Source organism: Acinetobacter lwoffii, from assembly GCF_015602705.1.
GTDB lineage: Bacteria > Pseudomonadota > Gammaproteobacteria > Pseudomonadales > Moraxellaceae > Acinetobacter > Acinetobacter lwoffii_E.
The window spans coordinates 416,765-429,653 of sequence record NZ_CP059081.1; the positions used below are offsets into that span (position 1 = coordinate 416,765).

The 12,889-nt window shown below is 44.8% G+C and carries 11 protein-coding genes; 9 read left to right on the forward strand and 2 right to left on the reverse strand.

The genetic code is table 11. From position 1 onward, the window contains the following. The first annotated feature begins 218 nt into the window (after positions 1-218). Complete coding sequence (gene hemN / locus H0S56_RS01895; protein ID WP_195725542.1) at positions 219-1,592, forward strand: oxygen-independent coproporphyrinogen III oxidase; 1,374 nt, start codon at positions 219-221, stop codon at positions 1,590-1,592. 139 nt (positions 1,593-1,731) lie between these two features. Here the strand turns inward: hemN and ribA are convergent, their stop codons facing one another. Further along, positions 1,732-2,334 carry a GTP cyclohydrolase II gene (gene ribA / locus H0S56_RS01900; protein ID WP_195725543.1) on the reverse strand — a complete coding sequence of 201 codons (603 nt, stop codon included), beginning with the start codon at positions 2,332-2,334 and terminating at the stop codon, positions 1,732-1,734. Positions 2,335-2,642: 308 nt separating this feature from the next. On the opposite strand from ribA, the gene dxs reads away from it, so the two are divergent. The 8 genes from dxs to H0S56_RS01940 all read left to right on the forward strand — a co-directional run bounded on the left by dxs (position 2,643) and on the right by H0S56_RS01940 (position 11,565). After that, complete coding sequence (dxs, locus tag H0S56_RS01905) at positions 2,643-4,553, forward strand: 1-deoxy-D-xylulose-5-phosphate synthase (RefSeq protein WP_195725544.1); 1,911 nt, start codon at positions 2,643-2,645, stop codon at positions 4,551-4,553. Positions 4,554-4,667: 114 nt separating this feature from the next. Further along, complete coding sequence (locus H0S56_RS01910) at positions 4,668-5,498, forward strand: inositol monophosphatase family protein (protein WP_004281534.1); 831 nt, start codon at positions 4,668-4,670, stop codon at positions 5,496-5,498. 552 nt (positions 5,499-6,050) lie between these two features. Then, positions 6,051-7,925: a DEAD/DEAH box helicase gene (locus H0S56_RS01915; RefSeq protein WP_195725545.1), complete on the forward strand. Its 1,875-nt coding sequence runs from the start codon at positions 6,051-6,053 to the stop codon at positions 7,923-7,925. 405 nt (positions 7,926-8,330) lie between these two features. Beyond that, a complete protein-coding gene (locus H0S56_RS01920) occupies positions 8,331-9,149 on the forward strand; it encodes an ABC transporter ATP-binding protein (protein WP_195725546.1) in 819 nt (272 codons plus the stop codon). Beyond that, complete coding sequence (mlaE, locus tag H0S56_RS01925; protein WP_005248230.1) at positions 9,146-9,925, forward strand: lipid asymmetry maintenance ABC transporter permease subunit MlaE; 780 nt, start codon at positions 9,146-9,148, stop codon at positions 9,923-9,925. Before H0S56_RS01920 ends, mlaE begins: the two co-directional genes overlap by 4 nt. Then, positions 9,925-10,602 (forward strand): outer membrane lipid asymmetry maintenance protein MlaD, encoded by a 678-nt coding sequence (mlaD, locus tag H0S56_RS01930; RefSeq protein WP_195725547.1) that lies wholly within the window; start codon positions 9,925-9,927, stop codon positions 10,600-10,602. The genes mlaE and mlaD overlap by 1 nt, the downstream gene beginning before the upstream one ends. A gap of 18 nt (positions 10,603-10,620) precedes the next feature. Continuing rightward, on the forward strand, positions 10,621-11,259 hold the full coding sequence (locus H0S56_RS01935; RefSeq protein ID WP_004281529.1) for an MlaC/ttg2D family ABC transporter substrate-binding protein: 639 nt from the start codon (positions 10,621-10,623) through the stop codon (positions 11,257-11,259). Positions 11,260-11,274: 15 nt separating this feature from the next. After that, on the forward strand, positions 11,275-11,565 hold the full coding sequence (locus H0S56_RS01940; protein WP_004281528.1) for an STAS domain-containing protein: 291 nt from the start codon (positions 11,275-11,277) through the stop codon (positions 11,563-11,565). A gap of 252 nt (positions 11,566-11,817) precedes the next feature. On the opposite strand, the gene H0S56_RS01945 is transcribed toward H0S56_RS01940, so the two are convergent. Next, on the reverse strand, positions 11,818-12,831 hold the full coding sequence (locus H0S56_RS01945; RefSeq protein ID WP_004732304.1) for a CorA family divalent cation transporter: 1,014 nt from the start codon (positions 12,829-12,831) through the stop codon (positions 11,818-11,820). Positions 12,832-12,889: the final 58 nt, after the last annotated feature.

A 12,889-nucleotide genomic window follows, 5' to 3' on the forward strand; every position in this document is an offset into this window, starting at 1 on the left:
AAAAAACTAACGACATCAAAGCATAAAATCAGTCAAAGATTAAGGTCTAATTTGGTGATGCAATTCATCAGCCCAGACATTACATTCCACTATTCATAAGCAGAATGCATCATTAAATCCGACTAAATGGCTAGGTTGAATTCTTTTTTCAAGCTCAGCACAATAACTCACAAGCGCTCATTGGCTTAAGCATTTCTCGACGGTAATAGGTGGGTCTCATGTCGGTACAGGTCAATTCCCTGATTCAAAAATACAATGTTCCCGGGCCACGCTATACCAGTTATCCCACTGTTCCGTATTGGGAAGAGCAGAATTTCTCGCTGGAACAATGGAAGCAAACGCTAAAAAAGTCTTTTGATGAATCCAATCAAAGCGAAGGCATTAGCTTGTATATCCACCTGCCATTTTGCGAAAGCCTGTGTACCTTCTGCGGGTGTCATAAGCGCGTGACCAAACGCCATGAAGTCGAACAACCTTATATTCAGGCACTGCTGAAAGAATGGGGTCTATATTGCGAGTTATTACAAGAAAAGCCCATCATTAAAGAGATTCATTTTGGTGGAGGAACGCCGACCTTTTTTTCAATGGCACATCTGGCTCAACTAATTCAAGGCATTCTGGCCAAAGCAGACGTAGCGCCTGAGTATGAATTCAGTTTCGAAGGTCATCCCAATAATACTACGCGTGAACATTTGCAGGGATTGTATGACCTGGGTTTTCGTCGGGTCAGTTATGGTGTGCAGGATTATAACGAAACCGTGCAAAAGGCGATTCACCGGATTCAGCCTTATGAAAATGTTAAACAGGTGACCGAATGGGCGCGAGAAATTGGCTATGAATCGATTTCCCATGATCTGGTCTTTGGTCTGCCATTTCAGAGTCTGGATGATGTTTTAAATACTATTGAACAAACCAATTCGCTCTTGCCGGACCGTCTGGCTTTATATAGCTATGCACATGTGCCCTGGATTAAAGGTAATGGTCAGCGCGGTTTTAAAGATGCCGATGTGCCCAAAGATGCGATCAAACGGGAATGCTATGAAGCGGGTAAAAAGAAACTTCTGGCACATGGCTATCATGAAATCGGTATGGATCATTTTGCCTTAGAGAAAGATGCGATGTACCAGTCCTTTCAAGCGGGAACATTGCACCGCAACTTTATGGGATACACAGCCTCTAAAACCCAGGTGATGATTGGGCTAGGCATTTCTTCAATCAGTGATAGCTGGTACAGCTTTGCGCAGAATGTGAAAACCATTGAAGAATATTATGAATGCCTGGCGCGCAATGAAATTCCGGTATTTAAAGGACATGTCTTAAATCAGGAAGATTTGATCATCCGGCAACATATTCTAAATTTGATGTGCAGCTTTAGCACCTCATGGGAAAATTCCGAGATGCTTTTCCCTGAAATTGATGAGGTTTTGGAACAGCTTGACGAAATGGCACAGGATGGTTTGATTCAATTTTCAGACTCGTCAGTCACGATTCTGGAGAAAGGGAAACCATTTGTACGCAATATTTGTATGGCTTTTGATTTACGTTTAAAGCGACGCATACCGGAGAACCGGATTTTCTCGATGACGATTTAATCTTCCCCTAACCCCATTTTTAAGAAAGATAGGGAAAACCTCCCCGAGCAAGACTTAAGCATTGCTTTAAGTCGAAGCGCAAGAAAGGGAGGTTTGGAGGGATTAAGTTAAAATAAGGTAGGACAGGGTTTTAAAAATATTAAAAATCATCCTTTTTATAAAGATGTGCCATGCGTTCGTGCTTGGTCTTGAGATATTGTTCATTAAAAGGGTTTAAACCCACAGTCAAAGGCACACGATCGATCACGTTAATTCCCTGGGCTTTTAAAGCCTCAATTTTAGAAGGGTTATTGGTCACCAGGCGTACTGCTTTCACCTGTAAATGATCCAGCATGATGCTACACATATCATACTGGCGTGCATCTGCCGGCAGGTTCAGCATTAAATTGGCATCTACGGTGTCATGTCCCTGATCTTGCAGAGCATAAGCGCGAATTTTATTGGTCAGGCCAATGCCACGACCTTCCTGACGCAAATACAGAATGACTCCGCGGCCCAATTCATTGATCAGTTTTAAAGTCGCTTGCAATTGCGGGCCACAGTCGCATTTGAGTGAAGCAAAGGCGTCACCGGTTAAACATTCAGAATGTACACGCACCACCACCGGCTCATCTGATACTTCTTCAAGTCCTTTGGAAAGTGCGACATGTTCTTCGCCAGTCTTAGGGTCTTGAAATACAGTAATTTTAAATTGACCGTGAGCGGTAGGTAATCTTGACGTTGCGACAAATTCGATTGGCACAGCTGAACCCGTTAAATCCTGAAATTGGCTAAAGTATAGCGTAATGCTTGAACATTGGTAGAATTGCAAAGTCGAAATTCTGCAATAGATTTTCTTTTTTGTAGAAAGCGAACGATAATAGTTGATAAATAGTAAGATTATTCAGGATAATCGTAGGCTGCAATTTTTCACCCCGACGAGATCATTATTTAATATTGCATCGCTAGAAGCGTAGCTGAATTGAAGCTGCTACAATTCAGCTATATGATCGGGTACTCCCCATTGACCTAGCTTTAGATTTGCCAGGCTTTAGAAGGCTTTGCCATAATATGCTGTATACAGAAATCCCAACTCAACGCCCTGTAACACCGTTGCTTGATGCGATCAATCATCCTGAGCAACTGCGTGCACTCGAGCAAAGCCAGCTAGAACAAGTGGCGGATGAGTTACGTCAATTCATTTTGTATGCTGCCGGGCAAAGTGGCGGACATTTTGGTGCCAATCTCGGTGTGATTGAACTCACCGTGGCCTTACACTATTGCTTTAATACTCCACATGATCGCCTGATCTGGGATGTAGGTCATCAGGCCTATCCGCATAAAGTGTTGACTGGTCGTCGTGAACAGCTCACCACCATTCGTGCCAAAGACGGTCTGGCAGCGTTCCCGGCTCGTGAAGAATCTGAATTTGATACCTTTGGGGTAGGGCATTCTTCGACGGCGATTTCTGCTGGCCTAGGTATGGCGCTGGCACGTCGTTATCAGAACAAGCCGTGTGAAGTGGTATCGATTATTGGCGATGGCGCCATGACGGCAGGTATGGCTTTTGAAGCTTTGAATGATGCCGTGGCACACAGTGCTGATCTGATGGTGGTGCTGAACGACAATGATATGTCGATTTCTTGCAGTACCGGTGGTTTTGCCAAACATCTGGCTGCCATTTGGGAGCGCGGTGAGTTCGTTAATGTTACCGAGCAGGGTGAGGCATATGTACAGCCACATCCAGAATGGTTGTATAACTCGCGTTTGCACAGTGCAGCAACCGATGCTGCAGATAACTTATTCCAAGCCATCGGCTTTGACTATTTTGGCCCGTACGATGGTCATGATGTCAAACAGCTGGTGCATGTCTTTAATGCGCTGAAAAAGCGTAAAGGCCCACGCCTGATTCATGTCTATACTAAAAAAGGCAAGGGCTTTGCTCCGGCAGAATCGGATCAAATCAAGTATCACGCGATTAGCAAACTCAATGCCGTTGCTGCCAGCAATACTGCGCCGAAATATTCGGATGTATTTGGGCAATGGCTTTGCGATGAAGCGGCACAAGACACACGCTTGCTCGCGATTACTCCCGCCATGTGCGAAGGTTCAGGCATGGTCAAATTTGCCAAAGAATATCCGGAACGTTTCTTTGATGTGGCGATTGCCGAACAGCATGCGGTTACCTTGGCTGCCGGTATGGCTTGTGAAGGCTTGAAGCCGGTGGTTGCAATTTACTCGACTTTCCTGCAACGCGGTTATGATCAACTGGTACATGACGTGGCTTTGCAGAATCTGGATGTTACTTTCGGTATTGATCGTGCCGGTCTGGTTGGTGAAGATGGCCCGACGCATGCCGGTGCTTATGACTATGCCTATATGCGTACTATCCCGAATATCGTGATCATGGCGCCAAAAGACGAAAATGAATGCCGTCAAATGCTGCATACTGCGTATTTGTATCCAGGACCTGCAGCCGTACGTTATCCGCGTGGCAATGGACTGGGCGTCGAGATCCAGCAAAAAATGATCGAGATTCCAATCGGTCAGGCGGAAATTGTGGCCAGTTTTAACGGGCAGTATGACGAATATATTTCTGTGCTGGCGTTTGGTAGCCGGGTACAGGCTGCAGTCGATGCTGCTGAAGCCTTTGCAGTAAAACATGAGATTGGTGTGCGTGTGGTTAACATGCGTTTTGTCAAACCGTTAGATACCCAAATGCTCGATGATCTCGCTTTAAGCACCAGTCTGTTTGTCACGGTGGAAGAACATGCAGTGATGGGCGGTGCAGGTAGTGCCGTGAATGAATATCTGGCAGAAGCACAGATTGTCAAACCGATGTTGAATCTGGGTCTGGATGATACGTTTATGGCGCAAGCGACCCATGCACAGATGTTGCAGCAAGCGGGTCTGGATGCGCAAGGCATTGAAAAATCGATCAATCAGGCTTGGTCCAGCCTGGGGCAAAGCGTCTTGTCATAATATCTTAAAAATTTTAGACACATTTTTCCCAAAAAAGCCCTGATATTTGCTAAGATATCGGGGCTTTTATGCATTATTCTTTATCAGTGTCTTCAAATTTGTAGTGGGTGTTCAATGGAACCTATGGTGGTGATGGCTGCGCGTGCGGCTCAGTTAGTTGGTCAAGAGCTTTTAAAAGCGCATCAGAATCGTCATAAACTCGATCTACAAGTCGAAGAAAAAGGAATTGATGGTCCGGTAACGCGTGTAGATCGTTATTTGGAACAGTTGACCATCGATACCCTACGTAAAAGCTATAAAAATCACAGTTTCCTTGGTGAAGAGTTTGGCTATCAGGAAGGTAAAGGTCATGACGCCGATTGGTGTTGGGTGATCGATCCGCTAGATGGTACTTTAAACTTCATTAACGGTTTCCCGCATTTCTGTATCTCTATCGCAGTTCAGCACAAAGGCATTACTCAACACGGGGTGATTTATGACCCGGTGAAAGATGAGCTATTCTCTGCGAGTCGTGGTCGTGGTGCCATGATGAACCAGCGCCGTATTCGTGTGAATGTTAAAGACAGCCTGGAAAATACCTTTATGGCTGTTGGTCACGCTTATCGTGCCAAGCGTAATGGCGAAGTTGTGTCTTATGCCAAGAATCATTTTCAAACCCTGTTAAACGTAACCGAAGCTGGCGCGCAATATCGTCGTTCAGGTTCTGCAGCATTGGATTTAGCCTATGTTGCTGCAGGTCGTTTCGATGGTTATTTCGAACTTGGTTTAAAGCCTTGGGATATCGCAGCTGGCGAATTGATCGTGAAAGAAGCAGGCGGTACTGTAGTTGATGCACGTGGTGGTAGCGACTCTATGGAAAATGGTCAAGTTTTGGCTTGTTCAATGAAAATGCTTAAGCCTTTAATGCAAGCAGTTGTTCCTGCTTGGGGTGAAGCAGCAAAATAATCGGGTTTAGATGAATCAGATCTAATATTGAGAAAAGGCGTCCTTAGGGATGCCTTTTTTATGCATGGAAATTTAAGTCGCCAGAGACTAGTGTAAGGTTATTGATGTTTGCTTGAATACTGGAAATATTAGGTGAATTGGCGAAAAGTGACTTTTTATACCGACTGTTACATTTTTTATTGTATTTTAAGTATTAGAAATATATACAAAAATTATGAATGAGGAAAATTAGTTTTAAAACTTAATGACATTGTGGAATATTCTGCTATAATTCCGCCACGCACTTAATTTCTGTTCTTTACCTGAACACTATCTTCTAATCATTGTATGCGCGTGCTGTCCATAGAGAGGACATATCCTTCGCGCCCCAATCGCTTAAGCGATTCCTTCAGGTTTGCGGCCGTAATCATGCGTGCGTTATATCCACATCGTCGTTACTCGGATCGCTGCTGAATCCTAATATTTTCAGCATTATTTGCTGTGCCGCTTTTTGCCGATGTCCATAATTGTTATTTATTAAATGGAGCACCCACTTCAGGGTGAATACTCTCTATGAGCAAAACTTTTGCTGATTTTTCCCTCGACGACTCTCTAACCCAGGCTCTCGACGCTTTAGGCTTTACTACTCCTACTCCTGTACAAGAACAAGCGATTCCAGCTGCGCTTGAAGGCAAAGACCTTCTTGTGTCAAGCCAAACAGGTTCTGGTAAAACTGCTGCATTCTTACTGCCTACGTTAAATGCGTTGGCAAACCAAGATACATTAGTGCCGTTTAAAGACCGTATGAAAGCGGTTACTCAACCGAATATTTTGGTGATTTCACCGACTCGTGAATTGGCACAACAGGTATGTCAAGACGCAATCGCATTTGTACGTCACATGAAAGGTGTTCGTATTGCGGCAATCATGGGCGGTATGCCTTTTGGTAAGCAAATTCAACAGTTAAAAGGCGCGCAAGTTGTTGTTGCAACTCCAGGTCGTCTACTGGACTTGGTAAATCGTCGTCAAATCAAATTGGATAAAGTTGACGCGTTAATCGTCGATGAAGCTGACCGTATGCTTGACCTAGGTTTCTCTGAAGACTTAGAAGCAATTGGTGAATTGGCTGCAAACCGCAAACAGACTCTTATGTTCTCTGCGACTTTTGCACCACGTATCATTACACTTGCAGAACGCATGATGAATGATCCAATGCGTATTTCGATCGAAACTGGTCACTCTACAAATACTGATATTACTCAGACTTTGCATTGGACTGACGGTTTCGAGCACAAGAAAAAACTTCTTACTCACTGGTTGAACGAAGAAGACGTTGATCAAGCAGTAGTATTTGCGTCAACTCAAGAAGACACAGATATGTTGGCTGAAGAACTTGCTGAAGCAGGTCTATCAGTTGTAGCACTTCACGGTGCTATGCCACAAACTGTTCGTAACCGTCGTTTACGCAGCATCCGTGAAGGTCGTGCGAAGATCTTGGTTGCAACTGACGTTGCAGCGCGTGGTCTTGACGTACCAACAATTTCACACGTCATCAACTTCGGTCTTCCAATGAAGAACGAAGACTATGTACACCGTATCGGTCGTACAGGTCGTGCGGGTCGTACTGGTAAAGCAATTACTTTGGCGACTTACCGTGAACGCGGTAAAATCCGTGCTTTAGAAGACTTCCTTGATGCGCGTCTAAACGTATCTGAAATTGAAGGTCTTGAGCCATCTCCACCTCCTGCACGTGGTAGCCGTGATGGCGCTGGTCGCGGTCGTGGCCGTGATGGCGGTCGTCGTGATGGCGGTCGTGGTGGTTTCGGTGGCGGTCGTCGTTTTGAAGGCGAAAGCAACTTCAAACGTCGTGAAGGCGGTGATGATCGTCCACGTCGTAGCTTCGATGACAAACCTCGTGGCGAACGTCCGGCATTTGGTGAAGATCGTCCACGTCGTGACTTTGGTGATCGTCCAGCTCCACGTCGTGAAGGTGGTTTTGGCGACCGTCCACAACGTTCGTTTGATGACCGTCCAAAGCGTGACTTCGGTGATCGTGCAGCTCCGCGTCGTGAAGGTGGTTTTGGCGACCGTCCACAACGTTCGTTTGATGACCGTCCAAAGCGTGACTTCGGTGATCGTGCAGCTCCGCGTCGTGAAGGTGGTTTTGGTGACCGTCCTCGCTCTAATGATGACAACCGTGGCAACCGTGTAGATTACAAGCCAGCTCGTGAAGGCGGTTATGGTGATCGTCCAAAACGTGATTTTGGTGATCGTCCTGCTCCACGTCGTGAAGGTGGTTTCGGTGATCGTCCAGCGCGTTCATTCGGTGATGACCGTCCAAAACGTGATTTCGGTGATCGTCCAGTACGTCGCAACTTTGATGACAAACCACGTGGTGAACGTTCGTTCGGTGGTGAAGATCGTCCACGTCGTAAATTTAACGACTAATAGAGTCGCTAGATGAAGATAAAAAAACCGGTAGAAATACCGGTTTTTTATGCATTGAGTTTTTTGCTTTTTAACGTAAAATGTCTACTAATTCATATTTTGTCAGGGTTATGATAATTATTAATATGAAAAGTTTAGCTGCTCGATCTCAATTGATAGAGGTGCATATGCCATATATCGCATTGACTTTGATTTTATGTAATATTATCTATTATTTATACAGTGTTTTTAATTAATCAATCTAATCATTTTAAGCCTAAGTACATATTTTTATTATAAAAAACACGAAATAATCAATTATTGTCATCTTTTTATGATATTCACCCACCTTTTTCAACTGCTAACATTTTGAACTTCGTTCCTTTATAGTATGCATGCTGAAAAAATGTAGGAATAAACTCAGCTATGAAAAATCAAACAGCGCGAGATACTCAGTCTCTGATTGAAGTCAAGAATTTGAGCTTCAAGCGGGGTGAGCGCGTGATTTATGACGACGTGAGTTTAACTATTCGTCGTGGACAGATTACCGCCATCATGGGGCCATCGGGAACCGGTAAAACCACCTTATTAAGACTGATTGGTGGACAGCTGACGCCCGAACATGGTCAGGTCTTATTGGATGGCAAAGATATTGCCTCGATGTCACGTTCCGAACTTTTTTCAGCACGTGCACGTATGGGCATGCTGTTTCAGAGCGGTGCTTTGTTTACCGATATGAGCGTGTATGAAAATGTCGCATTTCCGATTCGGGCACATACCAAACTGCCAGAACATCTGATTAAGGAAATCGTGGCACTGAAACTGGAATCGGTCGGTTTACGTGGTGCAGAGCAGATGATGCCATCCGAGTTATCTGGTGGTATGAACCGACGCGTGGCTCTGGCCCGGGCGATTGCGCTGGACCCTGAACTGATCATGTACGATGAACCCTTTGCCGGACAAGATCCGATTGTGATGGGGGTATTGACTCGCCTGATCCGTTCATTGCGTGAAGCACTGGATCTGACCACGATTATTGTCTCGCATGATGTGACAGAAACCTTATCCATTGCTGATTACATTTATATTGTGGCAGAAGGCAAGATCCAGGGCGAGGGGACACCGGCAGAGCTAAAAGTGCATCCTTCAACTTTTGTGCAGCAATTCCTGACGGGTTCGGTGGAAGGTCCAGTCGATTATCAGTTTAGTCATCGGGCTTATTTAAGTGATGAGGTACGTTCATGAATGCAATTGCCGCATTAGGTAGACGCGTTATTGAACGTGTACAGGGGATTGGGGTCGCAACCCTGATGCTGTTGCAGATTTTATTTTCCATGCCGACCTGGCTTGGCGTAAAGCTGTTTGTTTATCAGATGTATCGGGTTGGGGTATTGTCCCTGCTGATTATTGTGGTTTCTGGCCTGTTTATTGGAGCCGTGCTTGGTTTGCAAATGTTCAGCATCTTGTCGACCTTTGGTAGTGAGTCGATGCTAGGAACAGCAGTCGCGCTGACCTTGCTGCGTGAACTGGCACCTGTGGTCGCTGCTTTGCTGTTTGCGGGACGTGCCGGTTCAGCCTTGACTGCTGAAATTGGTCTGATGAAAGCCACTGAGCAATTGTCCAGTATGGAAATGATCGGTGTCGATCCATTGAAGCGGGTAATTTCGCCGCGTCTTTGGGCAGGGATTTTTAGCTTGCCAATGCTTTCCGTCATCTTTGCCGCAGTCGGCATTATGGGCGGAAAAATGGTCGGCGTAGATTTTCTGGGTGCCGATGAAGGCGCTTATTGGAGCGGCATGGAAAGCAGCGTGCAATTCTATAAAGATGTCTTGAATGGCACCATTATTAAAAGTTTTGTATTCGCATTAATTTGTACCTGGATTGCGGTATACCAAGGCTATGCCTGTGTCCCGACATCGGAAGGTATTGCAACTTCTACAACGCGTACAGTCGTGTATTCTTCACTGTGCGTTTTAGGCTTTGACTTTGTGTTGACTGCGGTCATGTTCGGAGGTGTTTAATGAAATCACGTACTAGTGAGCTGGCCGTTGGTGTTTTTGTTATTTTGTTTGGTATTGCCTTATTTTTCCTGGCGATGCGTGTCAGTGGTCTGGTCGGACACAATATTTCCGACAGCTATAAAATGACAGCGACTTTTGAAAATGTAAATGGGATCAAGCCACGTGCCAAAGTGGCATTGAGTGGTGTGAAAGTGGGGCAGGTGGATGACATTACCCTGGATCCAGTGACGCGTCTGGCAACCGTGCATATGACCCTGGATGGCTCATTGACCTCATTTAATGCTGAACAGTTAAAGCAGGTTCAGCAGGAAGCACTGGAAGAGTTACGTTATAGTTCGGACTATACTGCGGCTGCACCTGCGCAACAAAAAGACATGGAAAAACAACTGTTAGCTAACATGAAATCCATCACCAATATTGATGAGGATGCTTATATTATGGTAGCGACCAATGGGTTATTGGGTGAAAAATACCTGAAAATTATTCCAGGTGGTGGTCTGAACTATTTGAAACGTGGTGATCAGATTGCCAATACCCAAGGCACCATGGAAATTGAAGATTTAGTGACGAAGTTCATTACTGGCGGTGCCGGTAAATCGTCGGATAGTCAAGAAACTACCCCAGAACAGGCGACAGTTTCAGAATCGACTGATGCAGAACCTGCATTTGTTGAATAATAGATTGAGGAGATTTCAGTGAAAACTTTAGTAAAACAAACGCTTGCAGCAAGCATTCTTTCCACAATGGTTGCTGGTACAGTGTTTGCTGCACCGTCTGAAGCACCACCTGCTTTTATTAAAAAAGTGGCAGATGGTTTGATTGAGCGCCTCAAAGCTGATAATGCAAAATTGCAGAACAATCCGGCGCTGGTAAAAGCGATTGTCCGCCAGAATCTGGATCCATACATTGATTCACAGTCTTTCACGCGTATTGTGATGGGGACTTATGCGACGAACCAGTATAGTACTGCTGCACAGCGCGCGCAGTTTGAAAAGAATTTCCGTGAAACGCTCATTGAAAATTATGGTTCTGCATTTTCCAAGTTTAGTAATCAGACCTATAGCGTGCGTCCATATAAGGCCAGCAACAGCAAAAACCCTGTTGTAACCATCGACTTTAATAATAAAGGCGAGAAAATTCCGGTAGCGTTTCAGCTGGTGGACAAAGGCTCACAATGGAAAATCCGCAACATCAACGTATCGGGTATCGATCTAGGTTTGCAATTCCGTAACCAGTTTGCTGCGACAGTAAAACGTAATGGCGGTAATATAGATAAAGCTATTGCTAACTTCAAACCGGATGCAGAAGCTGCAATCGACAAGAACAAGAAATAATCAGATAGGTGAGCCGTGATTGTATTCAAGGATCAGGAATTGCAGGTTTCAGGCAAGATTGACTATGCCAATGCGCAGGACTATTACCTAAATGGTCTGCGTGTGGTTCAGTCACAGAGCAAGTTTCCGCTTGTGGTTAATCTAGCTGGGCTTGAAAGTGGTAGTACTTTGGCTTTGGCAGTATTGGTGCGCTGGTTGCGCCAGACGCCTCAAGCGCAAGGACTACAGTTTAAAGCTGTCCCTGCTAAAATGATGAATATCATTCAGGCCTGTCATTTACAGGATGATTTACAGATCATTCAGTAAATAAAAAAAATAAAAAAGCACCGAAAGGTGCTTTTTTTTATTGTTGATACATTTTAAAAGTAAATTCCTTCCTTTATCAAAAGGACGTTAGGAAGGATTAAAATATGACCTCACCCTAACCCTCTCCTAAAAGGAGAGGGAACTTCCTCTCTAAATTTATGGATAGAAATGATATTTTTAAAAACTACTATCTCAATAAATATTGGAAGTCCTCTCTCCCTATGGGAGAGAGTGAGAGAGAGGGTGAAGAAATTAAATCCACTTCTTCCATCTAAAGTAAATCAATGGCCCGATCAAAAAGCCGATCAAAATAATACTGACCATAATGAAGCTCATGGAGCCTTGTGCAAAAGGCAGAACTTCGGTATTCATGCCATAAATACTGGCAATGAGCATCGGCGGTGCAAGCATACTTGGCAGGATCGAGAATCGACGAATCGTATCGTTCTGTTCCGTGTTAATGAATCCGGACGTGGTATCGAGCAGGAAGCGCACTTTCTGGAACAGGAAGGCATCATGCTCCACCAGCGAGCGCACATCTTCACTGAGTTCTCGGATATCCGCATCATAAATATGACTGCCCAAGGCGCGTGGACGAGACAGGAAAGTCAGAACACGACGTAAATCGATCAGACAGAGCTGCGCTTTACCGAGCATATCTTCCAGTTGAGCTAGTCGGGTAATCATGTCATCCAGATCAAGAATCTGCTCACGATGGCGATTATTCAACACTTCAGTTGAATATTTCTCTAAATCTTTATGTACATCTTCCAGAATATCGGCCAGCTCATCCAGTTTGGCTTCGAGCAGGCCCAATAAAATCCAGGTTGGATCTTTATAATCGATTTCATAATCATTACGGCGCGCACGGGCACGGAAGGCACGAAAGGCCACCAGTTTTTCGCCACGCAAGGTAAAAAGACGGTCCTTATGCAGAATGAATGCTACGGTTTGTACCGTCGCCAGCATGCTGGATTCATCTTCGTTTTCATTCTCGACCTGATAGTTTTTATTTTTGGTTAAAAAATAGGTGCTGATATGCAAAATACCGTCATCATCACGGTAAAATCGAGCACTAGAGGAGATATCTTCCAGCGATTTTAAGGTCGGTAAGTTTTGCGCATAGGCATCTAGAATCCATTGCTGCTCTTCTTGTGAAGGTGCAATCAGATCAAGCCATACTAAATCTGGATGCAGGTCGAAATCACCGTTAATCGTGATATCTTCTAAGCTACCGCGCTCTGTGGCGTAAAAGGCTTCAAGCATGCTGTCTTTTCTCCCTGGCGCAGTATGTGAATTGGAATGGGTGTATTTTAGACAAGGA

Bases quoted from the DNA above. Each gene is read 5' to 3' on its own strand.
- hemN (WP_195725542.1), top strand. From the start codon at position 219: ATGTCGGTACAGGTCAATTCCCTGATTCAAAAATACAATGTTCCCGGG.
- dxs (WP_195725544.1), top strand. From the start codon at position 2,643: ATGCTGTATACAGAAATCCCAACTCAACGCCCTGTAACACCGTTGCTT.
- H0S56_RS01910 (WP_004281534.1), top strand. From the start codon at position 4,668: ATGGAACCTATGGTGGTGATGGCTGCGCGTGCGGCTCAGTTAGTTGGT.
- H0S56_RS01915 (WP_195725545.1), top strand. From the start codon at position 6,051: ATGAGCAAAACTTTTGCTGATTTTTCCCTCGACGACTCTCTAACCCAG.
- H0S56_RS01920 (WP_195725546.1), top strand. From the start codon at position 8,331: ATGAAAAATCAAACAGCGCGAGATACTCAGTCTCTGATTGAAGTCAAG.
- mlaE (WP_005248230.1), top strand. From the start codon at position 9,146: ATGAATGCAATTGCCGCATTAGGTAGACGCGTTATTGAACGTGTACAG.
- mlaD (WP_195725547.1), top strand. From the start codon at position 9,925: ATGAAATCACGTACTAGTGAGCTGGCCGTTGGTGTTTTTGTTATTTTG.
- H0S56_RS01945 (WP_004732304.1), bottom strand. From the start codon at position 12,831: ATGCTTGAAGCCTTTTACGCCACAGAGCGCGGTAGCTTAGAAGATATC.